The 25,587-nt window shown below is 44.4% G+C and carries 24 protein-coding genes; 18 read left to right on the forward strand and 6 right to left on the reverse strand.

The window, feature by feature from the left end; genetic code table 11:
* Positions 1–27 precede the first annotated feature (27 nt).
* From OV592_RS06965 to OV592_RS07005, 9 genes are all read left to right on the forward strand, one after another.
* On the forward strand, positions 28–486 hold the full coding sequence (locus OV592_RS06965; protein WP_406610889.1) for a hypothetical protein: 459 nt from the start codon (positions 28–30) through the stop codon (positions 484–486).
* 76 nt (positions 487–562) lie between these two features.
* Positions 563–976: a hypothetical protein gene (locus OV592_RS06970; protein ID WP_406610890.1), complete on the forward strand. Its 414-nt coding sequence runs from the start codon at positions 563–565 to the stop codon at positions 974–976.
* 140 nt (positions 977–1,116) lie between these two features.
* Positions 1,117–1,407, forward strand: a complete 291-nt coding sequence (locus tag OV592_RS06975) for a hypothetical protein (protein WP_406610891.1) — start codon at positions 1,117–1,119, stop codon at positions 1,405–1,407.
* 57 nt (positions 1,408–1,464) lie between these two features.
* A complete protein-coding gene (locus OV592_RS06980) occupies positions 1,465–2,484 on the forward strand; it encodes a LacI family DNA-binding transcriptional regulator (RefSeq protein WP_040307276.1) in 1,020 nt (339 codons plus the stop codon).
* 448 nt (positions 2,485–2,932) lie between these two features.
* Positions 2,933–3,766: an SDR family oxidoreductase gene (locus OV592_RS06985; RefSeq protein ID WP_406610892.1), complete on the forward strand. Its 834-nt coding sequence runs from the start codon at positions 2,933–2,935 to the stop codon at positions 3,764–3,766.
* Positions 3,766–4,779, forward strand: coding sequence for a low-specificity L-threonine aldolase (gene ltaE, locus OV592_RS06990; RefSeq protein ID WP_406610893.1), 1,014 nt, complete (start codon positions 3,766–3,768; stop codon positions 4,777–4,779). The genes OV592_RS06985 and ltaE overlap by 1 nt, the downstream gene beginning before the upstream one ends.
* Positions 4,766–6,073 (forward strand): CinA family nicotinamide mononucleotide deamidase-related protein, encoded by a 1,308-nt coding sequence (locus OV592_RS06995; protein ID WP_406610894.1) that lies wholly within the window; start codon positions 4,766–4,768, stop codon positions 6,071–6,073. Before ltaE ends, OV592_RS06995 begins: the two co-directional genes overlap by 14 nt.
* Before the next feature lie 76 nt (positions 6,074–6,149).
* The gene (gene msrP / locus OV592_RS07000; RefSeq protein ID WP_016402241.1) at positions 6,150–7,157 is read left to right on the forward strand and encodes a protein-methionine-sulfoxide reductase catalytic subunit MsrP; all 1,008 of its coding nucleotides are present in this window, start codon (positions 6,150–6,152) and stop codon (positions 7,155–7,157) included.
* A gap of 10 nt (positions 7,158–7,167) precedes the next feature.
* Entirely contained in the window at positions 7,168–7,806 is a 639-nt protein-coding gene (locus OV592_RS07005) for a sulfite oxidase heme-binding subunit YedZ (protein WP_406610895.1), read from the forward strand.
* 148 nt (positions 7,807–7,954) lie between these two features.
* Here the strand turns inward: OV592_RS07005 and OV592_RS07010 are convergent, their stop codons facing one another.
* The 3 genes from OV592_RS07010 to OV592_RS07020 all read right to left on the reverse strand — a co-directional run bounded on the left by OV592_RS07010 (position 7,955) and on the right by OV592_RS07020 (position 11,447).
* Positions 7,955–8,920 (reverse strand): GGDEF domain-containing protein, encoded by a 966-nt coding sequence (locus OV592_RS07010; protein WP_406610896.1) that lies wholly within the window; start codon positions 8,918–8,920, stop codon positions 7,955–7,957.
* Positions 8,921–9,078: 158 nt separating this feature from the next.
* Positions 9,079–9,534 carry a lactoylglutathione lyase gene (gene gloA, locus OV592_RS07015; RefSeq protein ID WP_406610897.1) on the reverse strand — a complete coding sequence of 152 codons (456 nt, stop codon included), beginning with the start codon at positions 9,532–9,534 and terminating at the stop codon, positions 9,079–9,081.
* Positions 9,535–9,572: 38 nt separating this feature from the next.
* Positions 9,573–11,447: an MOSC N-terminal beta barrel domain-containing protein gene (locus tag OV592_RS07020; RefSeq protein ID WP_406610898.1), complete on the reverse strand. Its 1,875-nt coding sequence runs from the start codon at positions 11,445–11,447 to the stop codon at positions 9,573–9,575.
* A 308-nt stretch (positions 11,448–11,755) separates the two neighbouring features.
* Between OV592_RS07020 and OV592_RS07025 the strand changes: the two genes are divergently transcribed.
* The 3 genes from OV592_RS07025 to dinB all read left to right on the forward strand — a co-directional run bounded on the left by OV592_RS07025 (position 11,756) and on the right by dinB (position 14,937).
* Positions 11,756–13,069 (forward strand): choice-of-anchor L domain-containing protein, encoded by a 1,314-nt coding sequence (locus tag OV592_RS07025; protein ID WP_152781576.1) that lies wholly within the window; start codon positions 11,756–11,758, stop codon positions 13,067–13,069.
* A gap of 54 nt (positions 13,070–13,123) precedes the next feature.
* Entirely contained in the window at positions 13,124–13,723 is a 600-nt protein-coding gene (locus OV592_RS07030; protein WP_152781574.1) for a peptidoglycan-binding protein, read from the forward strand.
* A gap of 119 nt (positions 13,724–13,842) precedes the next feature.
* Positions 13,843–14,937: a DNA polymerase IV gene (gene dinB, locus OV592_RS07035; RefSeq protein ID WP_406610899.1), complete on the forward strand. Its 1,095-nt coding sequence runs from the start codon at positions 13,843–13,845 to the stop codon at positions 14,935–14,937.
* 192 nt (positions 14,938–15,129) lie between these two features.
* Here the strand turns inward: dinB and OV592_RS07040 are convergent, their stop codons facing one another.
* Positions 15,130–16,524 (reverse strand): SPFH domain-containing protein, encoded by a 1,395-nt coding sequence (locus OV592_RS07040; RefSeq protein WP_152781572.1) that lies wholly within the window; start codon positions 16,522–16,524, stop codon positions 15,130–15,132.
* A gap of 192 nt (positions 16,525–16,716) precedes the next feature.
* Positions 16,717–18,177: an aminoacyl-histidine dipeptidase gene (locus OV592_RS07045; RefSeq protein WP_406610900.1), complete on the reverse strand. Its 1,461-nt coding sequence runs from the start codon at positions 18,175–18,177 to the stop codon at positions 16,717–16,719.
* 405 nt (positions 18,178–18,582) lie between these two features.
* Between OV592_RS07045 and OV592_RS07050 the strand changes: the two genes are divergently transcribed.
* The 6 genes from OV592_RS07050 to OV592_RS07075 all read left to right on the forward strand — a co-directional run bounded on the left by OV592_RS07050 (position 18,583) and on the right by OV592_RS07075 (position 24,745).
* Positions 18,583–19,872 (forward strand): NCS2 family permease, encoded by a 1,290-nt coding sequence (locus OV592_RS07050; protein ID WP_406610901.1) that lies wholly within the window; start codon positions 18,583–18,585, stop codon positions 19,870–19,872.
* A 95-nt stretch (positions 19,873–19,967) separates the two neighbouring features.
* A complete protein-coding gene (locus tag OV592_RS07055; RefSeq protein WP_406610902.1) occupies positions 19,968–21,197 on the forward strand; it encodes an alpha/beta hydrolase in 1,230 nt (409 codons plus the stop codon).
* A gap of 76 nt (positions 21,198–21,273) precedes the next feature.
* Positions 21,274–21,669 (forward strand): sigma factor-binding protein Crl, encoded by a 396-nt coding sequence (gene crl / locus OV592_RS07060; RefSeq protein WP_016402229.1) that lies wholly within the window; start codon positions 21,274–21,276, stop codon positions 21,667–21,669.
* A 105-nt stretch (positions 21,670–21,774) separates the two neighbouring features.
* On the forward strand, positions 21,775–22,884 hold the full coding sequence (gene proB, locus OV592_RS07065; RefSeq protein ID WP_406610903.1) for a glutamate 5-kinase: 1,110 nt from the start codon (positions 21,775–21,777) through the stop codon (positions 22,882–22,884).
* Between the two features lie 10 nt (positions 22,885–22,894).
* Positions 22,895–24,148: a glutamate-5-semialdehyde dehydrogenase gene (locus OV592_RS07070; protein ID WP_406610904.1), complete on the forward strand. Its 1,254-nt coding sequence runs from the start codon at positions 22,895–22,897 to the stop codon at positions 24,146–24,148.
* Positions 24,149–24,217: 69 nt separating this feature from the next.
* Positions 24,218–24,745 (forward strand): SixA phosphatase family protein, encoded by a 528-nt coding sequence (locus OV592_RS07075; RefSeq protein ID WP_406610905.1) that lies wholly within the window; start codon positions 24,218–24,220, stop codon positions 24,743–24,745.
* Between the two features lie 93 nt (positions 24,746–24,838).
* Here the strand turns inward: OV592_RS07075 and OV592_RS07080 are convergent, their stop codons facing one another.
* The gene (locus tag OV592_RS07080; protein ID WP_406610906.1) at positions 24,839–25,372 is read right to left on the reverse strand and encodes a hypothetical protein; all 534 of its coding nucleotides are present in this window, start codon (positions 25,370–25,372) and stop codon (positions 24,839–24,841) included.
* Positions 25,373–25,587: the final 215 nt, after the last annotated feature.

Raw genomic sequence — 25,587 nt, forward strand, 5'->3', positions numbered from 1 at the left:
TGGCGGGCTCTTGAAAAAGGCGAGATCATGAAAGTATTTAAACTATTGGCGCTAACAGCGATCCTAACCACCAGCGCCACACAGGCCGCGCAAGGCTATCCTGAAAGCAGTAAGTTTGAACCCGGCACCGCTGCCGCCCTCGGCGAGAGCGCGGTTTACTGCTTGCGCGATGCCTACTTTATGCAGGCAGTTGACGAGCGCATGCGTAGCCCGGTCAGCGAATTGACGCAGGCCAATATAGCGACGCTTACCAGTGCAATAAATAAGATGGTGCCCGCTGAAAAAGCGCGCGAAATGGCGCGAGGTATGCAGGAGTCTACCGATTATCAAATGCAGCTAAACGAACGCGACGTGAAAGACGGCTTGTATACTTGGTCGGAGATTCAGAGCGATATTGGTGGCTGGTGGTTTGACGATCACGGGGCTACTAGCTACGGCAAAAGCTGCGGTGTTGTTGTGAGCGAAATTGAAAGCATAAAGTGGTAGGGCGAGGCCATAAAAATAGCCCGCACTGGTGGGCTTTCTCAGTGCCGCGATACTGCGGCGATTTGGAGTAACGAACATGAAAGACTTTAGCCTAAAACTTGCTGAGCTTGACGCGACACAACCAGCCCCGACAGATATTCAGGCGTTAATTGAACTAGCTGGCGCAACCTACGATGATCTGATCTCAAGCAAGAAGGAACACGAGGCCGAAAGCGCCGATCGGAAAGGAGGGCCGCTGGAAACCGAGCTTAACCTTATCGATGAGCTAGCAGCCTTTAGCGCTTGCATGTGGAAGCAGCGTCAATTGTGCCTCCTACTGCAGCGCAACAAAGCTGGAAAAAACGCAGCTAAGGCCGCTGATAAAGTTTCGATTAACGCTTTCACTGAGAGTTATGGTGACCACGCCAAGCTAATGGAAGCGGCCGAACATACTAAAGCTATGCTAAATGTGGCTATTGAGAAGCTAAGCCAAGGCCAAGCTGAGCAGTAAAAATACAAAGCCCACTCAGGTGGTTTTTTTGGGCGCTCACAAGCTTAAATTTGCTTGATAGCCATAAACTTAAAATGTTACCTTTAGCTGAACGGTCGAAGGTAACAGAACAACAAACCGACCAGATATATAGGACTAACATGAACGACGATCACCGTTTACCAAAATCACGTTATAACGTCATGCGGCGCTGCAAGTATTGGCTTGAGGTGAACCACCCTACAAAGAGTTTGCACCCCGCCGAAGCTTACGAGGATGTGACAATCTTTGATAGCAAAGGTGGCGCACCGCGGGTTGTGAATTTTGAGGAATTTGCGCGCAACGAGGCTAAAGTTTTGAAGCCGCATGAGTGCATAGCTAACCCCTCGGACGGTCGCAAAAACTCAAAGAATTACCCACACCGAGCGGAAAGCAACAAATTAAGCTCTTAGTAAAAATTCATGGGCGCGAAGCCGCGCCACGTAAGGCTTTAAAACAAGGTAGGCAATATGGCCACAATTAAAGACGTTTCTCAGTTGGCGAATGTATCTATTTCGACAGTATCCCGTGTTATTAACAATACTGCCCAGGTTGCCCCGGAGAAACGAGAGGCCGTACTCAGAGCGATGGAAGAACTGCATTATCGCCCTAACAGCTTTGCCCAGGCTTTAGTGAGCAAACGCTCAGATTGCATTGGCTTGATTGTTGGTGATTTAGGTGGTGGTCCATTCTTCGTGCAAATGATGAAAGGCATTGAAGAAGTTGTTGATGAGTCTGATAAATACACTATTGTGATGTCTGGTCACCATAGTGCAGAAAAAGAACGCCATGCCATCGATATTTTATTGCAACGCCAATGTGATGCAGTAATTGTTCACTCAATGGCATTAAGTGATGAAGAGCTACGCGAAGTAGCGGATTGTGATACGCCATTTATTTTCATTAACCGTTTAGTGCCTGGTTTTGAAAACCGTTGTGTGTATTTAGACAACCATGAAGGCTGTTACAAAGCGACGTCATTCTTGTTAGAAAAAGGCCATAAAGATATTGCGTTTATCACCACCGATGACTTGTCATTTGCTGATGGTGTAGAGCGTTTATCTGGCTATCGTCAAGCAATGGAAGAGAGCTCTGGTCCGCTTAACGAGCAATTAATTGCGCGTGCTTATCCCGACGAAGTGGGTGGCAGTCAAGCTGTTGATAAGTTGCTAGAGCGCGGCGTAGAGTTTAGCGCCATTGTGGGTTACAACGACTCTATGGTGGCAGGTGCCTTATCAGCACTGCGTGACAAGGGGTATGATATTCCAGGGCAAATCTCTGTAGTGGGTTACGACGATAACCACTACGCGCGTTTTGTTCACCCTAAACTAACCACGGTTCGTTACCCAATTGAAGACATGGGCAAACGTGCTGCTCAGTTAGCGATTGACATTTTGGAGTCGAAAGACGACGAAATGGGACCAAATGTTATGGATCTAAAATTCCATCCAGAATTGATCGTTCGCGACTCCGCTAGCGATAAATCGTGATCCAATTCAAAAAATAATAATTAAGGCTGCTTGCAGCCTTTTTTATGACTTGTCTTGAAAAGGTTTTCTGGTATCGTTTTCACATCGAGTGCAACTGTTAGCCGCATTTGAAGATTGAGTTTGAGATGACTTAATTGAAACTTTCCCGCTGTATAGGGTTGTTTGAATTACTTAGCCTTTTCTAGGTATCAACAATTCTAAAAACTTGCTGTTACGACCTAATTTATTAGGTCGTTTTTTTTGTCTGCGTTGTGACGAAGCTGATTTTCAAGCCTTCCATAACAGCCGCCAGTTAATGCTCCCTCTATTCGAAGATGCAAACAATTAATGCTGAACTCTCCCGTTTTTATAGCCAATTGGCTTACCGCCATATTTTTATTTTTAATAGTGAACAGCCACATAGCTAGATAGGTATACTATGCAAACCTAAGGCATAGAAGGAAGCCCAGTGATTAAGCGAATAAGTATTGTAGGTTGTGGTTGGTTAGGGATGCCGTTGGCAAAGTCATTGTTAGAGCAAGGCTATTATGTGCTTGGCTCTAAGCGACACAATGAAGAGCTGGCAGAGCTTAGTGCCGCAGGCATAGAAGCTTACCGCTTAGAACTAAACCCACAGCTTGATTCAAACAACATTGACGCTTTACTGAATAGCGATTTGCTGATCATCAATATTCCACCTGGGCGTAAAACCAATACTGCTGAATTTCATATTGCGCAAATAACTAATTTGCTCGCAGCCGCCAAACGCCAAGGGCTGAAAAAGGTGCTGTTTGTTTCGTCTACTTCTGTATATGGCCCGATGCAGGGCGTGGTGGATGAATCCAGCCCGCGGCTACCAGAAACTAGCTCCGGTAAGGCTTTAAAGCAGATTGAAGATGAGCTAATCAATGATGCTGATTTTGATGCTTCGATATTGCGGTTTTCAGGTTTAGTGGGCGGGCAACGTAAACCAGGACGCTTTCTCTCAGGTAAAACGGTAAGTGGCCCTAGTAGCCCGATTAATATTATCCATCGCAGTGATTGTATTGAGATCATCTGTCAAATCATTAAGCGCGATTGTTGGGGAGAGACCTTTAATGCCAGCGCAGATCTTCATCCCACTAAGCAAACCTTTTACCAACTTGCAGCAGAGCAGTTAGGCTTAGCGGCTCCCAACTTTGTTGAAGGAACTGCAAGTAACAAGGTTATTGCCAATAACAAACTTAAAGCCAGCCTAAATTTTCAATTTACCTATCCTGACCCTATGGCATGGTTGCAGGACAATATCGAAGAGGCAGAATAATGAGCGATTTTAGAAGTGATACTGTAACCCAGCCTAACCAAGCGATGCGCCAATTAATGAGTAGTGCTCCGGTAGGTGACGATGTTTATGGGGATGACCCAACAGTAAATCGCCTGCAAAGCTACGCTGCTGAGCGCATGGGCAAGCAGGCTGCGTTATTTTGTAGTTCTGGTACTCAGGCCAATTTACTGGCCATAATGGCCCATTGCCAACGCGGAGATGAGTATATTTGTGGGCAAAATGCTCACAATTATAAATACGAAGGTGGCGGTGCGGCGGTACTTGGCAGTGTTCAGCCTCAGCCTATTGAAAATGAAGTCGATGGCAGCCTTAATTTAGATAAAGTAAAAGCCGCTATTAAATCCGATGATTTCCACTTTGCTAAAAGTCGTTTGTTATCTCTGGAAAACACCATTGGTGGAAAAGTATTGCCAATGGACTATTTAGCTACGCTACGTCCTTTTGTTGAGCAAAATAACTTGGCTTTGCATTTGGATGGCGCACGCATCTTTAATGCGATAGTTAAAAGCGGCGAAGATGAACGAAAACTTGTTGACCCTTTCGACAGCTTTACTATTTGTTTATCCAAAGGACTTGGTGCACCTATTGGCTCATTATTGTTGGGGAGCGAAGAGCTTATTGCTCGTGCAACTCGAATAAGAAAAATGTTGGGTGGCGGAATGCGTCAAGCGGGCATTATTGCAGCTGCTGGCCAATATGTATTGGAAAACAATGTACAGCGTTTGGCCGATGATCATAGCAACGCGCTTTATCTAGCCGAGCAGCTTGCAACTATTGAGGAGCTAAGTTGTGAGCCAAGCCTTGTGCAAACCAATATTGTGTATGCCACGTGTTTAAAGCAGCAGTCTAGCGCATTGGCCGCTGCACTAGCTGAGCAAGGGATTTTGATGACCGCTGGCACGCCAATGCGATTTGTTACCCATTTAAACGTGAACAAACAAGATATAGATACTCTGATAGCCGCAATTAAGCAGTTTTATGCAGGACAATAAGGGCCCCAATGCTATGAAAATTGAAATGCTGAGTACCGGTGATGAAGTGTTACAAGGTGATATCGCCGATACCAATGCTGCTTGGTGTGGCCAAGAGTTAAATGAGCTGGGTTTAAGCTTTAGTCGTCGCCAAACGGTGGCAGATAATATGGATGATATTGTTGATGCGCTGCAGCAAGCGGCTGAGCGCAGTGATTGGGTATTAGTTAATGGTGGCTTGGGCCCTACCAGCGACGACTTGAGTGCTGAAGCCGCAGCGCGGTTAACCGCTTGTGAGCTAGAGCTTAACCAAGGTTGGCTAAAGCAGCTTAAAGCTTGGTATGTGGCACAAAACACTAAAATGCCTGAGAGTAATATCAAGCAAGCTATGTTACCCAAGGGCGCCGTGGTAGTGGATAACCCTATAGGAACTGCATGCGGTTTTATAGTGGAACACGCTGGGGCAAAACTTATCTTTACCCCGGGCGTGCCTAGCGAGTTTAAGCGAATGCTCAAAGAACAGTGGTTTCCACAGCTAATCGCCGCTGCACCCAATGCGCAAGCCAAAGTTAAGCGCTTTTACACCTTTGGCTTGTCTGAGTCCTCACTTAGTGATCGCTTTAACGATTTAGCGCTACCAGAAGGTGTTCATCTAGGGTATCGCTCGGCGCGTCCAAGTATTGAAGTTAAGCTGTTTTATCCGCGAGAAGCTCCTCAATATGACCAATTAAGCCAAGTTGTTCGCAACGAGTTAGCTGACCATGTATTTACCGAAGACCAAGGTAATTGGGCCTTGCACCTGCAACAGTTGATGATAGCGCAGGGCAAAAAGCTGGCCTTAGCTGAATCTTGCACTGGCGGGATGTTAGCTGCAGAACTGATTGCGGTTGCGGGCAGCTCTGCCTACTTGGATCGCGGCTTTGTTACTTACAGTAATCAGGCAAAGCAGCAAAGCATAGGGGTACCCTTAGCCACAATTGAGAAATACGGCGCAGTATCAATTGAAACTAGCCAAGCAATGGCTCTAGGCGCGCTTAAACATAGCGAGGCAGATATTGCTTTGTCGGTCACTGGCATCGCAGGGCCAAGTGGCGGTAGTGAGGATAAACCGGTAGGTACTGTTTGTTTTACTTTAGCAGAAGGCGATAAATGTATTAGTCAGCAGCTATTACTCAGTAATCGAAGTCGCTCGGTAGTACGTATTATGTCTACCGCCGTTGCTATGGATATGTTGCGTCGGTACTTAACCGGCTCGCCAGTATTAGGTGAGTATCAGCACTTAAAACGCATTCATAGCGCCGATAGAATCCTGTAGCTGAATTCGTTTAACTGCAGCTAGTTTCACGAAATTTATTTGGCACTAGTGTGGTCTGTTATAAAAAGGAGATGCTATGTGGTTGAAATTTAAACGTGATTGGGAAGAGCCCGAGTCGGCTGTTACCCCAGAAGCGCTGTTTAAGCAGCGCCGCAATATTATCAAAGGCTTTGGCGTTGCAGGAGCTGCTAGTTTGCTTCCAGCTACGGGGCAGGCTGCGTCTTGGTTTGGTGGTGACGACGAAGAGCCAGCAGCAATAGTGCGGCGCGCTCTCAATAAAACCGATATTCCCCCTTTGCATAACGATGCCTTAACACCAGAGGCAAAAGCCATTAGCCATAATAACTTTTATGAGTTTGGCACCGCAAAAGATGACCCCGTTAAGAACAGTCGCCAGTTTAATCCTAACCCTTGGTCTTTCACCATCGATGGTTTGGTGGAAAAACCACTGACCTTAGATTTAGATGACGTAATGGCTAAAATGGCTTTAGAGCAACGTATTTACCGTTTACGTTGTGTAGAAGCTTGGTCGATGGTTATTCCTTGGGTAGGCTTTTCTTTGAGTGATTTGCTCAAACAAGTAAAACCTTTGTCATCGGCGCGTTATGTTGCTTTTGAAACGCTGTACGATCCAGAACAAATGCCAGGGCAGAAAAGCCGGTTTGTAGGTGGCGGCATTAATTATCCCTATGTAGAAGGCTTGCGCTTAGATGAAGCGATGAACCCTTTAAGCTTTATGGCAGTGGGCATGTATGGCAAAACCTTACCTGCGCAAAACGGTGCGCCATTGCGCTTAGTTCTGCCTTGGAAGTACGGGTTTAAGAGCATTAAATCGATAGTACGAATTCGCTTTACTGATGTAGAGCCGCCCACCACTTGGAATATCCTTTCACCCCATGAGTATGGCTTTTATGCCAATGTTAATCCCAAGGTCGACCATCCTCGATGGAGCCAAGCTTCTGAACGTAGAATTGATGACGCGGGTTTATTGGGACGCAAGCGTATCGATACCGAAATGTTCAATGGTTATGGTGAGCAGGTCGCCCACTTATACAAAAATATGGATTTAACCCGCTACTTCTAATGGTGCTTAGGTGAGTAAAGCTATAAACAAAACGCTTGCTAGCTATCGTTGGCAACTAAAAGGCCTGTTGCATCTGCTGTTATTATGCCCGTTGTTTTATTGTGTTTTAGCGGTCGTTAATGGCTGGTGGGGAGGAGACCCCGTTCAGGCTATTATTCATTACCTAGCGAACAGTGCATTAAACATTTTAGTCATTACGCTGTGTTTAGCGCCTGTGTCACGCAAGTTTAAATTGCCTAGCTTACTAGGCTATCGGCGCTTAATTGGCCTTTATGTGTTCGTTTATGCACTGTTGCATTTAGCGGCTTACTTGGTGATTGATTTAGGTTTAGATTGGCAGCTATTTTGGCAGGAGAATATCCAACGACCTTACATTTGGTTGGGCATGGTTGCCTTTGTGGTATTGCTAGCAATGAGCATTACTTCGCTTAAAGCCTTACAACAAAAACTAGGGCGTCGTTGGTTGCAATTGCATGGCTTAGTTTATCCTATAACCTTGCTTGTTCTGGTTCACTTTTGGTGGTCATTAAAGTCGGGGTGGTTAGAACCGGTGCTTTACTTAGTAGTGGTTGCTGGCTTGTTTTCACTGCGAAAGCTGCAAATTCAGCGTTGGTTCGGTAGTTTTAATAATACCAATCACACTAAGTAAGTGATCAGAAATAACGCAGGAAAAATGCTCGAGAATAAGGCAGGATTTTTCTATAAGTAGTTATTCTACAATCAAAAGTTCTAACGCAGTTATCGAGTATTTTGACCAGATAGAATGAACAGTTACTTAGTACGATTGGTATAAATAGCTACTTCGGAGTGGGGGCCTTCCACAGTGCGTAGTTGTTTTTGCCATTATGTTTAACTTGGTACATGGCTTGGTCTGCACGATGGAGAATTTGGTTAAATTCTTCGTTGTGACGATGAAAACTGCACATGCCAATGCTTAGGCTCACCGAAACTTCAATATGATTAAAACTATGAGTTTGGTTGAAACTATCGAGTAATGTTTTAGCCTGTTGCTCTAGCTGCTCGGTATCACTAAAGGGCAGCAATATGGCAAACTCATCACCGCCAATGCGCCCTGCCTTTGCCTTTTCAGGACAGCTATCTTGGATACGTTTAGCACAAGCTTTTAGTATGTGATCGCCCGCAGTATGGCCATACTGGTCGTTAATTGGCTTGAATTGATCTAAATCGACAAACATTAAGGTGCCGCCGTTGGCATCTATGGTTTGGCAAAATCGGTTGAACTCCGTTTCAAATGCATGGCGGTTTAGTAAACCCGTTAAGGTGTCATGGTGGGCCAACTTAGATAAGCGGTGTTGATCTACGCGTAGTTGCGTGACATCGATATGCGTGCCAATCACTCGAAGTGGGTTATTGTCGTGATCATACTCTTGTATGGTGCCGCGGTCTTTAATCCAGCGAGTACTGCCATCTTGATGCACCATGCGATATTCAATATTGTATTCATTGCTATGCCCGTGGATCATTGACTCAAAAGCATTAATAGCTAGCTCTTTGTCTTCGGGGTGAAGGTTAGATTTCCAATTTTCGTAGAGTGCTTCTTGCTCAGAAGCTGAAATGCCACAAATTTTTCCGTATTCACAATTGTAAAGACTAAGCCTACCACTAGGAATATCCTGCTCCCAAAGCACAAGTCCGCTGTCGTTTAGGGCAATATTAAGAAGGTTTTTAGTGTCATCGAGTTGGGATTGTAGATGCCGATTTTGCTCGCGCAGTTCGGCGATTATCTTGTCGCTTTCATCCATTAATGCGGCTTCACAATGTGTTTACAATTGTAAGCAGTTTATCAAATTTTACTCTCGCTTTCCTATAATTATTTGACTCTCTGGTCAAATCTAAAGGGCGATACAGTTTTTTATTCCGTATCGCCAAGTTTACAAGTTGTTATTTAAGGCCTTAATTCTTACCAAGAACCAGTGCTTGGCATAGATGCCCAAGGCTCTTGTGGCGGTAGAGATTCACCTTGTTGCAAGAGTTCTACAGAGATCCCATCTGGAGAAACGATAAATGCCATGTGGCCGTCTCTTGGTGGGCGGTTAATGGTTACACCGGCATCTTGCAGTTTTTGGCACAAGCCGTAAATGTCTTCTACCGACACCGCAATGTGACCAAAGTTACGACCGCCGGTGTAGCTTTCCTGTTGGCCATCTTCATCTGGCCAGTTGTAAGTTAACTCTAAGCAAGGTGCGTTTTCGGCTTTTACTCGCTCAATGTCTTCATCGGCAGCCAAATAGATGAGAGAAAATCGCCCTTGTTCGCTTTCGTAACGACGCACTTCGCTCATGCCAAGTAAATCGCAGTAAAATCGCATGGACTCGTCGAGATCTTTAACTCGAACCATGGTGTGAAGAAACTTCATATTGTCTTCCTGTTAGTTTAATAATGATTAGATTTTTGCTAATCCTGAGTAATGCATACATCTTCTTTGGGAATGCAGCTACAACTCAAGATATAGCCTTGTTGTTTTTCATCGTCGGTTAATCCGCTATCTTCTAATACTTCAACTTCACCACTTTGCAGCTTAACCTTGCAGCTGCCACAAAAGCCGCCACGACAAGAGTAAGGTAAGTTTAGGCCTGCTTGTTCCGCTTGCTCTAATAAGTTTTGCTGATTGTTGCCTTGAAGGTAGGTATCCCAAGAGTCGAATAAAATATTCAGCGCTTTAGTCTCTGAACTCGTGGTAGGGTGATGACCAAAGCTCTCTTCGTAATAATCGTCTTCATGTAAACCTAAGGCTAACAGTTGTTCTTTAGCGCTTTGCATAAAGGTTTGTGGGCCACATACATAAACAGCGCGTTGTTCTAAATCAGCTACATCCATCAACATGCCTCGGTTTAGACGACCTTGATAGCCTTGCCAGTTTTCAGGGGCTTGTTGGGTGAGTGTATAGCGGATACTACAGTGACTAAAGCTTTGGCTAAGTAGCGCTAGTTCTTGCTCAGCAATGAGGTCATTTTCACTATGAGCACTATGCAAAAACACGATGTCGCGATCGATATTCAAATCACTTAAATAGCGTAGCATCGACAACATCGGGGTAATACCGCTACCGGCGGAGAGTAAAAGTAATTTGGCGTTGCTGCTTTGCTTAACATGAAAATCGCCATCGGGAGCATGGGCTTTTAAGCTCATATTTGGCTTGAGGGTATCATGAAGCCAGTTAGACACTTTGCCATTAAGCACCCGTTTAACGGTAATGGCTAAGCGTTGTGGGCGAGTAGGAGAGCTAGAAAGCGTGTAGTTGCGACGCAGTGGCTTTCCGTCAACTTCAAACTCGAAGCCTAAATATTGGCCTGGCAAGTATTCACTCAAGGTTAGCTCGGGGGCCTCAAAGATAAAGGTTTTTACATCGTGAGTTTCTTGTTTTACAGCTAAACAACGTAATTCAAGTGCCTCTCCTTGTTGCCACTGCTGTTTGTCTGGGGAAGTTTGGCTTCGTTTATTTACGTTTTCCGGGTAACGCTCTGGTGTGCGAGTTTCAAGCACTTCTACTGGGTCGTATAAGCTAATATTTCCGCTGTTAAGCGCGATGACATTCTGCCCAAAATAAAGATTGCCGTCTTCACCTTGGCGATACTTAGCTAGAGTACTAAGTGGTTCTTTGTTGGCATCAAACTCACCTGTGCGCTGGTCAAGAGTGGTAAATACACAACGTGAGCAAGGGTTTTGCACTTCAAATTCTACTTCACCAATCTTAAAGCGCTTCCAGCCGTCTTCGGCAAAGGCTTCAGTATTTTTAACCACTAAGTTAGGGCGAAATTGTTCCATGCTGTGCTTGGTGGTAGAGCGCAGGTTCAAGTCTTCGAGTGATGCTTCTGAGATCAGTAACAGTGGGTAACCATCGGCAAAGGCGACTTGGCTTTCACGCTGTTTTACCAAACGAGATGAATGTTCACCAAAAAATACTAAATGGCATTTTTCCCCCAAATAGCGACTAAACCATTGGTCGTAAGATTCACTGCAATGCTGGGCTTGCACTGTATCTTTCCAAATCATTATCTCTTGGTAGTGACTAGAGAACTCGGCATATTGTATCGCCAAGTTTGGCATGTTTTTGGCTCTTAGCTGCAAACCGGTTTGGGTAAGCGCAGCATGAACTTGAGCCAATTTTGGGTGAGTACGTGCGGTAATTTGTTTGCCATCCGGTTGGCAAACCACAAAGCGCCGGTCAAAGGCTAAGCCATGCTCTTCAACAAAGGCATGATTTAGATGAATACCTGCGGTTGATTTAATCGGATAAACACTTAATTGACTAACACGAGCATCATTCACTGCTTGAGCTTCCTTTTGCCTATTTAATCTAGCAATAGTACTCAAGCAAAGGCTTGGTAGCTAGGGTGTTCAGCAAAAAACGGGCTAGGTTTTCGCTACCTGACCTTAACCACCGAGTCATGAGTTAAAGTGTAATTATATTATAAATGAATCTGTCAGTTTTATTTACAATCAACCCAAAAACTTAGCTGCTATAAAAACTATTTATATATTTATCATTGCCTTATCTTTATGTTTTCAGCTGGCGTGCTTTTTGCTCACTAAATAGACTTTTAAGTTCACTCGTTATTTAAGGAAGGGAAGCTGTCATGAACAAAAAAGTTTTGCAGGCCTCGCTGGTTTCGTTAGCGATTGGAACGCTCTACGCGCCTATGGCCTCTGCTATCGTTATTACCGAAAGTTTTGATGCAATGGAGCTAGCTGAATCTTTGTTAGTTCCTGATTCAAGTATTGTTATCAATTCGGCGACTTTGTCTCAATCTGGTCTTGGGCAAGCTGGTACTTTCACCAATGAGTCTGGCGTATATGGTATTCCCTCGGAAGGCGGAGTGGTTCTTAGCTCTGGTTTAGTTAAATCGTATGAGGATGGGCCAAATACTGACAGTGGGTTTACCGGAAGTTTTGACACTGCAGCAACTGCTGAGCAAAACGCAATGTTAACCCCTTTAACGGGTATTCAAGGCCATTTTGATCCGGTGCAGTTAGATATTAGCTTCACTGTAAATTCAGTCGATCCTACCACATTGACTTTTTTCGGGGTATTTGGCTCTGAAGAGTGGCCGGAGTATGTTGGTGGTACTGTCACCGATGGCTTTGGCTTATTTCTAAATGGTGAGAATATCGCAGGAGCCTTACCTACCGGTTCTAGCGCAGGTGACCCTTTGTTACCTATCAATATTGACCATCCAGATATGAGTGACATTCGAGGTACTGAACTTGATGGCGTACTCGCACCAAACGGCAATCCGCAGTTGCGTTTTGATGCGCCAGTTCAACCAGGGGTAAACACCTTTACTTTCATTTTGGCTGATGCCGGCGATAGCGTGTTAGACACGACTATCTTCTTAAGTAGCTTTGGTGAATTAGGCGAATCTGAATTTGTGCCGATTTTGCCGGATCCGAGTAACCCTACTGATGAAAATGGTGCCTTTGTATTTGACCTACCCGAGGTACAAAGTGGTGAAACGATTTGGATCGACCCTGATGTAGCGGCTGGTTATGTCTACTCTACTGATGGTATGTTTGCTTCAGTTACCGCGCCTTCATTAGCTTCGGTGAATGACCCGGACGGTTACGTGATTGAGTTTTTGTTTGAAGGAGTATTGCAGCAAATTGCATTAGCAGCAGGAGAAACGTTTGAGTTTGGTATCAACTTTGACCCTGTAAGTACCTTCACCTTAAGCGGCATTAACTTAGATCTTGGCTTGGATCCTACCAGTCCGCTGGCATTTGTTACCGGTTTGTCTTTTGTCGAAACGGGCAGCTTCCAAGTGTCGCAGTTACCCGTTACGGTATTTGTGCCAGATAACAACAGCGTGCCAGAGTCGCCAACTTTATTTATGTTTGGTCTAGTTATGGCATTTTGGGCTGGACGAAAAAAGCTCAGTGCTTATTATAAATAGTATTGTTTTTAAAAGCCTAAGTGAAAACTTAGGCTTTAATCTTTTTGGGGTGTCATGAAACATATACTGATAGTTGTTTGGTCGATTGCGGTGTTTATTAGTGGCAGTGCATTGGCTGCTGACGATTCTGGTAAATTTGCGGCAAAAGGCGCCGCAAGAAAAAGCTGTAGTGATTTTACTCAAAGCGCTCAACAGAAAAATTCTGATTACTTACTTTATGGTGGTTGGTTAGAAGGTTACGTGACTTCTTACAATCAATTTCAGCCCTCAAACTATGATGTTGTGCCTTGGCAAACTACCGAGTTGTTGTTGGCATTACTGCAGCGTCATTGTAAAGCTAACCCCGATATTAAGTACTTAGATGCAGTAAATAGCTTAATTAAAACGGTGTTTCCAATTCGCTTAGAAAAAGAGAGCCCGTTAGTGCAGGTCTCTGTGGCCGATGCAAACTCTTATTATTATGTAGAGATTTTGCAGCGAGCTAAGCAGCGTTTAAAGTTTTTAGGGTATTACAATACTGCGGTTGATGGCTCAGTATTTACCCCATTGGATGTGGAAGTATTTGTTAAGTATCAAAAAGACATCGGCATTCCGCAAACGGGTATTCCCGATCAGTTTACCTTGTCTAATTTATTCCTTAAAAAGCCGCAATAACACAACTCAATTGTTTACCAAACAGAGCCACTTTGCTTTAAAGCAAAGTGGCTCTGTTACTTTGAATTTTTAGTAAAATATCGCATACTGTGTTTATATACAGTTTTGAGGCGATAGCTGTGGCAGATTTACAGCCAATACAACGTAAAATAATCCATGTTGATATGGACTGTTTTTATGCGGCTGTTGAAATGCGAGACCAACCAGAGCTAGCCAATGTTCCTTTGGCTGTAGGTGGCATGCGCAGCGGTCGCGGGGTGTTGACTACTTGTAACTACCTTGCGCGTGAATATGGTGTTCGCTCAGCTATGCCAACCCATAAAGCCTTGCAGCTTTGTCCGCATTTAGTATTGGTGCCTCCACGCATGCAGGTTTACCAAGAAGTGAGTAAACAAGTACAAGGCATTTTTCATGAATACGCCGATGCTATAGAGCCGCTGTCTTTGGATGAAGCTTACCTAGATGTAAGTAATAGTGAGGCCTGCAGAGGCTCGGCCACACTCATCGCTGAACAAATCCGCCAAGATATTTTTGCTAAAACAGGTCTAACAGCTTCTGCTGGTGTGGCGCCTGTGAAGTTTTTAGCCAAAATCGCTTCAGATTTAAATAAACCCAATGGTGTATATGTTATTAAACCGCAGCAAGTCAGTGAGTTTATCGAGACCCTAGCGCTCGAAAAAATCTCAGGTGTTGGCAAGGTGAGTATTGAGAAGCTGCATCATCAAGGTTTGTATACTGGCGGTGATGTACGCCGTGCAGATAAAGACAAGTTAAAGCAGCTATTTGGTAAGTTTGGCGAGATGTTGTGGCTGCGTTGTCAGGGGGTAGACGAGCGCGCTGTAAGCAACGACCGTAAGCGAAAATCGGTGGCAGTAGAGCGCACCTTTGCTAAAGACGAAGGTAACCAAGCTATTTTGGTAGAGCGCTTGTTAGCCTTGCTGCCTGAGCTTAGGCGTCGGAGTGAAAAGCACTTAAAGCAAGCCAAGATGAATAAGCTTGGGGTGAAAGTAAAATTTGCAGATTTTCAACAAACTACTAAAGAGCAACAGTGTCAGCATATTGATGAGTCGGCATTATTGGAGTTGTTTGAAGAGGCTCTTGCTAGAGGGAAGGGAAAGGCGGTGCGGCTAATTGGTTTGCATATTGGTTTGGCTTATGAGCAGCAAAACCAGTCACCACAACTGGTTTTGCCGTTTGAATCGTTAACTACTTAACCTGAACTCGGGATAAGGAAGTAACGATAGTTTTTCAACCAAGTACTTAATCTAGTGTCATGTTTCTGTCGAGATAGTTTTGCTTAGTTCAAGGCGAAGCTGAGCGTCAATAGCTAGCCTATTGGAAGCATCTTCAACACCGAAATAAGTAAAAATAGCCGCTAGAAACCAGTTTATTATCCCGAGCTTAGGTTATTTAGTAAGGTCTCGGTCATAACTAAGTCGTTTAGCTGCATCTAAAGTTAGCATTTGCATAAACGCTCGCGTTTCAGCGTCGCTGCCTGAGGGCGTTCCTGATTGACTACCTGCACCAAAAACGTTTGTGGGTACGTTACGTTTAGCAAAGGCTTCTGCCCAAAGCGCTTGAATCTTTACTTCCGCTTCTAGTTTCTGAGCTAAGGCGTTATCCGCTTCAAGAATTACCCGTTTTTGATAGGCTTCTGCTTCTGCCAAGGTGCGTTTGGTTTCAGCTTCGATACGGGCTTTTTCTAGGTCGATTTCAGCCGTTTCTTTAGAGATCTCTGCCTGAGCCTTTAACTTCTCTGCATTGGTGATAGCAAGCTGTTTGTCGGTTTGCGCTTCGGTGGTTTTTTGAATCTGCTCAACCTTTGCTTGAGCTTGACGCTCTGCGACTTCACGTTCACCACGAGCAATGGCGAGTAGTCGTTGCTCTTCCTCTTGAACTCGCTGCTCGCGAGCAATGGCTCGGTCTGCTGAGGCTTTTTGTTTGAGCTGCATACGCTCAATAAACTTGGCATTCGGGCGCATATCGGTCACTAATGCTGATACTACCGTTACGCCAAAATCGGTGAAGCGCTGGGACTTACGCATCGGTAAGCCGTTTGTATCTAGTACTTTGTTCACTACAAATACTGTTTTGCTATCGTCACCATATTCTTCTTGGTCGGTGCCCAAAGCTGCGTTGGCAGTGCCTGTAGACTGTTTTGAGTGTATGGTGATTTCTTCACGTTTAACTAAGAAAATACCGCTACTCATTTGGTTTTCAAACTCTGAGTTGAATTCAGTTCTTCCGCCTGCATAGTATTCTTCGGCTGCCATTAATGAAGCATTTGCTTGCAAGGTTTCTTTAAAGGCTGGTATCAGTGCGGTACGTAATAAGTTTTCCGGCGATCTAAACTCATGGGCCAGTTTTAAGAAAGATTCATGGTCGGCAGGAATCGAAAAACGCACGGTGGCTTCGGCATGAGCGTCTACTTGGTCTAAGAACATAATGCTCATTGGCGGTAGGCTAGCTGAGGAGTTGTCAGAGTCTTTTTCTGCGCGGATAGAGTTTGTAGCAGCACCCGATAAAGACTGCACGGTCATTGCTCTCTTCCATGAGTTGTAACGGCCAAAAGGATAAAACTTATAACCAACTTCAGTGACTACCGCTTCATTACCGGTAACAGTTCTAACGTGGTATATGTAACCCGGTTCTGCATAGAAAAATGAGTTGCTTAAGGTGTAGCCTAATCCCGCGAGGGCTAGCAAAATGAAAACAAACTTAAAGTTAAATTGAAATCCACCTTTTTTAAGCTTGTTTAGGCTATCTAGGGCTTTTTCTGCACTGGCATTGGTTTCAGCCATTGTTAGTTCCTTCTAAATCAATGTTTATACTAAAAATTAAAGGCTGCGATATTAGCACAGCTCGCCGTCTTGTTGAGGGCAATATTAATAATTTAATAAACAGAGTTTTGGAACTATAACTAGCTGGCGGAGAGCTTTGATATATAAGGCAAACTGGCACAGAAACCAGTTTGCCTTCTTAAACAGGATTTACTATTTAGTTGGGATGTTTTTCAGCACACTGAGTAATAGTTGCCAGTATTTTTCTACAGCGGCAATTTCTACTTTCTCATCAGGGCTATGTGGGAACTTAATGGTAGGGCCAAAAGAAGCCATGTCCCATTCTGGGTAAGCACTTTTAAATAAACCACACTCTAAGCCCGCATGAATAACCATCACATTTGGGCACTTGCCAAATAGCTCTTGGTAACTTTGCTGAACGACGTTTTTCATTACAGAGTTAGCTTCTGGTTTCCAGCCTGGGTAGGCGCCAGTGTGGCTAATCTCAGCGTTGGTTAAGCTGAACAATGACGCCAAGCTCGCTTCAACTTGTAAACGGCTTGAATCGATGAGCGAACGCACTAATATTTTTGCATCAATGGTTGATTCTGTTTGGCTAATTACGCCAAGGTTAAGTGAGGTTTCTACTACACCGGTTACCGTTTGACTCATGCTTACCACACCGTTGGTGCAGGCATTTAAGCTGGCGATAATTTGTTGAGATAAGCTGGTGTTCAAGCTTGTCTCTGGAGTAGCAACCTGCTGGCTGGTAATGCTTAAAGCTGTTTCTACTAGGCCAAACTCGTCAACTATCTCAAGGGTTTGCGCTTCGATAACTTGCTCAAGCTCTGGGTGTTTTGCTGCGTTAAACACCAATTTACAGCTGGCTTCGCGAGGAATTGCATTGCGTAGGCTTCCGCCTTGTATTTCGCAAATGATTGGCTCAATACCTTGCTGTTGCATGGCTGCCAGTAAACGCACTAATAATTTGTTGGCATTGGCGCGGCCAGTATCAATGTCGCAGCCCGAGTGACCGCCCTTTAGGCCTTTAACGCTTAATTCAATGGCTAATTGATTGCTTTGAGTTGCTTGGTACTCAAGAGGGAAGCTCACGTTGGTATCGCCGCCACCGGCACAGCCCATGTAAACTTCACCTTCTTGTTCTGAGTCGGTGTTGATTAGCAGTTTACCTTCAAGCACACCAGCTTGCAGACCAAAGGCGCCAGTCATGCCTGCTTCTTCATCAATGGTAAATAAGGCTTCAATAGGGCCGTGAGGGATGTCGTTACTGGTTAAAATGGCCAATATAGATGAGCCGCCAATGCCGTTATCTGCGCCCAGCGTTGTGCCTTCAGCGGTAACCCATTCGCCATCGATATAAGGGCGAATAGGATCTTTGGTGAAGTCGTGTTGGGTATCATTATTGGCTTGCGGCACCATGTCTAGGTGAGCTTGTAGTATTACGCCTTGGCGGTCTTCCATGCCTGCAGTGGCAGGTTTTTTAATAATTACGTTGCCCACTTCATCTTGAAAATGTTCAAGTTGGTGTTCGGCAGCTAAACCCATTACCCAGTCAATCATTGCTTGTTCGTGCTTAGAGGGGTGAGGGATAGAACACATTGTTTCGAAGTGTTGCCATAAACCCTGGGGATGTAGAGAAGATAGTGTAGACACAAAGCCACCTTTTAAACTGTATTACTAGAATTAATAGAACTCTAGCAGCTCAAAACTGTGAATATAAGCCTGTTAATGTGCTTTTTGGTGGAATAATTGTTTGGGCGCAATAAATCATCTTTTTAACTAATAGTGTTGTTACTAGTGGCTAGCATGATAATCACTATCAAGAAAGCATCAAAATTCCCATATAAACTAAATAATTACCGCATTTCAAAGCATATTAACGTTATGAGTTGGTGATTTTAGCTTTTTTTGCTGATCTAGCGCAGGTTGGTTGCATCATCAGGTAGCTTCTTAGATTTGGGATGAATATAATGCCTCGCGATTTCTGCTAGCAGCATAATGGAATGCCTGTTAGTGGCCCAAAATAACCAACTGTCTGTCCAAGGAACATACGCCGTTATGTTAGAGAAACTATTTAAGCTAAAAGAGCACGGAACCAATGTGCGCACAGAGGTCATTGCAGGTTTAACCACCTTCTTAACCATGGCCTACATTATCTTTGTTAACCCTAGCATGCTTGCTGCCACCGAGATGGATCAAGGTGCAGTATTTGTTGCAACCTGTTTGGCTGCGGCCATTGGCTGTTTCATTATGGGCTTGTACGCTAACTACCCAATTGCTCAAGCGCCAGGCATGGGCTTAAATGCCTTTTTCACCTATGGTGTTGTACTAGGCATGGGCCATACATGGCAGGTTGCTTTAGGTGCGGTGTTCTTGTCGGGTGTTATCTTCATTTTGCTAAGCCTATTTAAAGTGCGTGAGTGGATTATTAACTCGATTCCACAAACGTTACGTGTAGGTATTGCTGCAGGTATTGGTTTATTCCTTGGTTTTATTGCGCTTAAGAACGCAGGTATTGTAGTTGATAACCCAGCTACCTTAGTAAGTTTAGGCAGCGAAAACCCGCACCAGATGATTCTGGCTGCTTTAGGTTTCTTTTTAATCATTGGTCTTGAATACCGCAAAGTAAAAGGCGGTGTATTAATTTCTATTTTGGCAATTACGGTACTGTCTATTGTATTGGGTTATACCCAATATGGCGGCATTATTTCTATGCCACCAAACCCAGCGCCTACCTTCTTGCAGTTAGATATTATGGGGGCCTTAGATGTCACCATGATTAGCGTTATTTTTGCCTTCTTGTTTGTCGATTTGTTCGATACTGCAGGTACCTTAACTGCTGTAGCACAGCGCGGAAACTTGCTTGATGAAAAAGGCCGTTTACCTAACCTTAAAAAAGCCTTGATGGCTGACTCTAGTGCCACTATCGCCGGTTCGCTATTAGGTACTTCTAGCACGACTTCTTACATCGAAAGTGGCGCAGGTGTGGAAGCTGGTGGCCGTACTGGCTTAACTGCTGTGGTTGTGGGCATTTTGTTTATTCTTGCTCTATTGTTCTCGCCGCTGGCGGGCATGATCCCAGCTTACGCTACAGCTGGTGCACTGTTCTATGTGTGTACTTTAATGCTGTCGGGCTTAATTAATGTAGATTGGACCGACCTTACAGAAGCTGCTCCAGCAGCGATTGTGGCTATCTTAATGCCATTGTCGTTCTCTATCGCAGACGGTATTGCATTAGGCTTTATCTCTTACGCGGTTATTAAGTTACTAGCTGGCCGTTACAAAGAAGTACCGCTGAGTGTTTGGGTACTGGCTGCTGTATTTTTACTAAAGTTTGCGTTCTTTTAAAGCTTAGTCATTTAGAAAGCATCCTAAGCCGTCACATAGTGGCGGCTTTTTTTGTGATATATTTTATAAGTTGATAAGCAAGTGAGTAGGTTGTTTTGAAAGAAAATCTGTCGGAAGTATTGTTTAAACCTCGTATTAATGTGGTGGAAACATCCACCGTGTCTAACTCGAACGCGGCTCAATTAAGTGCTGTAGGCCAAGAAGAAGGTCGCAACTGGTACCGTATCTTGCGCAGAGAATACTGGGCTTGGCTAGGATTGGACCCTATCGAAACCGAAAGCCTGTTTGCAGATATCGCAATGTGCGATAAGCCGCGCACTAGCGAGTTGCTCGATACCATTGGCGGTTACCAGCCGGGCAACTGGAACTACGAATGGATGCAACGTGCTGTAAAACACCAAATTACTGCTAAAGATGCCGAGCAAAGTGGTCAGCGAGATAAAGCCTACCAAGAGTTTTTGCTGGCCAGTTATAGCGCCACTATTGCTGCCTACCCACATTTTAAGGGCGATGATTTAGTTGCTTCTGCTCATGCTTTAGCTCACAGCAATTTAATGGCCGCTACAGAGCAAAGTAAATATGAGTGTAAAACCATAAACGTACCGATAGACGGTAAACAAGTTGCTTGTTACTTGCACCTTCCAGATACCGACTCTGTAAAACCAGTGGTGATGGTGAGTGGCGGCTTAGATACTATTCAAACTGAGCTTTACCCGTTTTTTGAACGTTTCTTAGCGCCTGCAGGTATTGCCATGTTAACCGTAGACATGCCAGGAGCGGGGCATTGCCTTAACTGGAAGCTGCAACAAGATAGCAGCCGAATTCATTTGGCTATATTAGATCACTTGCCAAAGGTGCCCTGGGTCGATGATGCGCGTGTTGCCATGCTGGGTTATCGCTTTGCAGGTAACGTAGCTGCTCGCTTAGCTTTTGTTGCCGCCGAGCGCTTGCGCGCAGTAGTCACCATCGGTGCGCCAGTAGATAGGTTATTTAGTGATATCCAGCGATTTAATAACTTACCGCAAATGTATCAAGATTGTTTAGCTAATCGCAGTGGCGTGAATGCCTCAAATACTGAAGGACTCTATTATCGCTGTATGCCTTTGTCCTTGAAAACTCAAGGTATACTTGGTGGGCCAAGAACAAAGTTGCCAATGTTTGTGGTTGGCCGTAAAAATGACGCAATATGTCCAGAAACCGATGTTTCTTTGCTTAGTATGGCTTCGCCAAATTGCAAGGTTGAAGTGCTGAAAGAGCTTGATTCACTACAAAATTACAATCAGATCTTCACTAAGGTCACGCATTGGCTACAAAAGCAATTGTGATTTAGCTTAATTGTGGTCATTATGGACATACGGTACGTTATACAAACTATTGTCCTACTGTGGAGAGATTAAGCGCATGGAAGTGACTTGGCCAAGCCATGGAAAGTTAACATCGAGATTTACGGCCATGGGTCCGTATTTTCGTAAAGAACACAGCAGCAAAGAAATGTACTTTTTTGATTGCCTTGCCTCTTGTGTAAGCTCTAAACCTGCAGCTGATGAACGCGAGTTTTATGGCTGGTGGTTTGAATTACGGGTAAACGAAGACAGTTTTGAATACCACTACTGGTTTGGTTTATACGACAAGCAAGGCGAATGGCAAGAAGGTACCATTCCGAGTAAACACCAAACAGAAGTGCAACAGTCACTAGAGGTGTTTTATCAAAAGCTGCTGGATACACTGCAAAAGTTGGAGTTAGACCTAAGCGCTGCCCCCTCTTTGTCCCCCAATTTAGCTCTCCCGGCAGCGTAAGCCGAAGAGTTCCGCAAAAAAATGGCGCACAGGCTCTGTGCGTCGGTTTAATATCAGGTAGAATACTCGCTTTGCATTTTAGCCGAGTTGGAATAGTAAAATAGCATGTCGAAGCAAACCATCGTCGTTAAGTTAGGCACCAGTGTGTTAACCAGCGGCACGTCTAAACTTGATCGCGCTCATATGATAGAGCTGGTACGCCAATGCGCGCTGCTCCGAAAGGCGGGTCATCAATTTATTGTGGTTACTTCTGGAGCCATTGCCGCTGGTCGCGAGCACTTATCGCTAACCCATGGCAATATCGCGCCTACCATTGCTAATAAGCAAATGCTTGCTGCAGTGGGGCAAAGCCGGCTCATTCAAGTATGGGAAAGCCTATTTAGCATCTACGATATTCATGTAGGCCAAATGCTGTTAACTCGCGCCGATTTAGAGGACCGCGAGCGTTTTCTTAACGCTAAAGACATGCTTAAAGCGCTACTTAATCACGGTATTGTGCCTATCATCAACGAAAATGACGCAGTAGCCACTGCAGAAATTAAAGTTGGTGATAACGATAATTTGTCGGCGCTAGCGGCTATTTTAGGCGAAGCAGACAAACTATTATTGCTAACCGACCAACCAGGTCTGTTTACTGCCGATCCGCGTAATAACCCGGATGCAAAACTCATTGAAGAAGTGGCCGAGATTGATGCCTCTATTCGCTCTTTAGCGGGCGATAGTGTAAGCGGTTTGGGGACTGGTGGCATGGCAACTAAACTGCAAGCCGCCGAAATAGCCGGTAGAGCAGGCATTGAAGTAGTAATAGCCGCAGGCCACAGTGAGAACGTAATTACCCGCTTAAGTGAAGGAAAAAGTGTTGGCACTCGTTTCCCGCCAACCAATAGCCCACTGGAAAATCGCAAACAATGGATTTTGGCTGGGCCTCCTCCACATGGCGAGTTAGTATTGGATGACGGCGCATGTAAAGCAGTAGTAGAGCGTGGTTCTAGTTTGCTGCCCAAAGGGATTACCGCTATTAACGGCGAGTTTAACCGCGGCGATGTAGTACGCATTGTAAATCCGCAAGGTGTTGAAATTGCCCGTGGTATATGCCGTTATCCGGCCAAAGATATGAATTTAATTAAAGGGCTACATTCAGAGCAAATTGATAAGACTCTGGGTTATGGCTACGGATCAGTTGCGGTGCACCGTGACGATTTAGTTTTAAAATAGGAATTGTTAGATGAGCTTACAAACACTTGGTCAACAGGCTAAACAAGCCAGCTTTGATTTGGCCACCTTAAGTACTAGCCAAAAAAACGCAGCCTTGGCGGCAATTGCTGATCAGCTTGAAGCTCAGCAAGAAAGCATTTTAGCGGCTAATAAAATTGATTTGGATGCAGCTCGCCAATCGGGTTTATCTGAAGCTTTACTCGATCGCTTAATGCTAAACAGTGAGCGACTAGCAGGTATTGCTAGCGATGTTCGCAACGTTATTTCGCTTAACGATCCTATAGGTAGCGAAATGGATTGCCGCGTATTAGAAAATGGCCTGCGCCTATCTCGCCGCCGTGTGCCGCTTGGGGTAGTAGGGGTTATTTATGAAGCTCGCCCTAACGTAACTATTGATATCGCAGCGCTATGTTTAAAAACCGGCAATGCCAGTATTTTGCGTGGCGGTAAAGAGACCTTTCATTCAAACATGGCCTTGGTAGCAGTTATTCAATCTGCTTTGGAGCAAAGTGGATTACCAGCGGCTGCGGTTCAATACATCGAAAAGCCTGATCGTGAACTGGTGGCAGAGCTGCTTCGTTTAGACGAATACGTGGATATGATTATTCCTCGTGGCGGCGCTGGCCTGCACAAGATGTGTCAGGAGAATAGCACTATTCCGGTGATTATCGGCGGCTTTGGCATTAGCCATATTTACGTTGATAACTCGGTAGATTTAGCAGCAGCATTAGATGTAATTGAAAACTCTAAAGTGCAACGTCCATCGGCATGTAATGCCTTAGACAGCCTGTTAGTTGACCAAAACGTAGCAGCCGAGTTACTGCCAATGTTAGCGGAACGCATGAACAAAGCCTCGGTTAAGTTAGTCGCTACCGAAAACGCCATGGCTGGCTTGGCAAATGCGCAAGACTTACAAGCTGCAGGCGAAGGTGATTTTGATACAGAATGGCTAAGCTATACCTTGGGTGTAAAAGTGGTTGCCGATGTAGAAGAAGCAATCGCTCACATGCGTACGCACAACGCGAGCCATTCTGACGCAATTTTGTCGAATAACTTAAATGCTGTAGAGCGTTTTGTGAATGCTGCTGGATCTGCCGCCGTTTATGTAAATGCTTCAACCCGTTTCACCGATGGCGCGCAATTTGGCTTAGGTGCCGAAGTGGCAGTATCTACCCAAAAGCTGCATGCTCGCGGCCCAATGGGCTTAGAGGAGTTAACCTCTTACAAGTGGATAGGTATTGGCGACATGTTAGCTCGCCCTTAAGTTTTAATTCACTTATGCTAAAAGCCTGCTTTGCAGGCTTTTTTGTTTTTGGGATGCAGGAGTATGCGTATGTCTCGCCAACTTTGGTTAATTCGCCATGCTAAATCCAGTTGGGACGATCCAAGTTTAGGTGATAGACAACGCCCTTTAGCAGAGCGCGGCCACAAAGCTGCACAGCTTATGGCAAGTCACTACGCTAGCCAGTTTTCTCAGCTTGAATTAGTACATTACTCACCAGCTCTGCGTGCCCAGCAAACCTGCGAATATTGGTTAGCACAGCGCAGCCAATACCTTAAAGGCAGTGAGGTAGAAGTCGACCTTCAAATCACTTGTGAAAACAGCCTATATACATTTCGCTGGGCAGATTTATTGGTACATATTCAAAGCTTGCCCAAGCAAATAAACAAAATTGCGCTAGTAGGGCATAACCCAGCCTTTGAAGATCTCGTTAACTACTTAACGGGTGAAGACTTAATCAAGTTTCCTACCGCAAGCCTAGCGGTGATTGAGGCGGATATAGAGTGGCAAGATTGGAGTGAGCAGAGCGCTTATTTAAGTTTGTTTGATACACCCAAGAAGTTGGCGGCGAAGTTGTAGTTTATCACTCATCAATAAGCGCTTTGGATTTCTCTCTGTTTGGAATAAAGCATTAATGCCGCCAACAGCGGCTGCTTGGCTTTGTTGGATGCATTAGTAGTAATCTGAAATATTGCTGGCATCATTGATATACACTTTATGTGATGAATACTCTTCTTGAGGCTTTGCTGCTCGCTCAAATACACGAAAACTCACTTCACTATTGGGTTGAACAGCTAGCCCATAAATTGAATCAGAGACAGAATCTATTAATTTTCCTTCAGTATTGAAAAAGCGAACTTCAATTTGAAAGTTTTCCCATCCGTATTGCGATGAATTTTCAATCATGCCTATTGTCACAGTATTTATTTTCTTTTTGCAGTCTCCACAATCACTGAAACTTAACTCTGATGATTTAACTATAATTTCATCTTTATGGTCTACAAAGGAGACTGGTGGTTGATACTCATTATTATTTGTTGATTTAACAAACGTTACACTGAAAAAGATTATTAAAAGTATAATAATTAATGGTAAGTATTGTTTGAATGCAGAAAGCCTGTTTTGTGGTGTTCTACAATGAGGGCAGTACTTGGCTTTAGTATTTACAAGCCCATAACAGGCCTTACAGTTTGTTTCGTTTTCCATTATTTCTTCTGTTTATAAACTTTATGTTAATTAGGCTATCATTTTTTATTATCTATATCAGCTTCTTAGCGATAAAATAACAAAATAGTCAATATTAAAGGGTGCAAGTACCTTTAGAAAGCAGTAGCTGCAAGCTGTTGTATAAGCTCGGTGTTTTTATGAGTGCTGAAACATGTAAAGAGCGAGAAGCAAGCTAGAAATCCGTGCTAGCGCTC

Source organism: Agarivorans sp. JK6, from assembly GCF_045277145.1.
Lineage (GTDB): Bacteria > Pseudomonadota > Gammaproteobacteria > Enterobacterales > Celerinatantimonadaceae > Agarivorans > Agarivorans albus.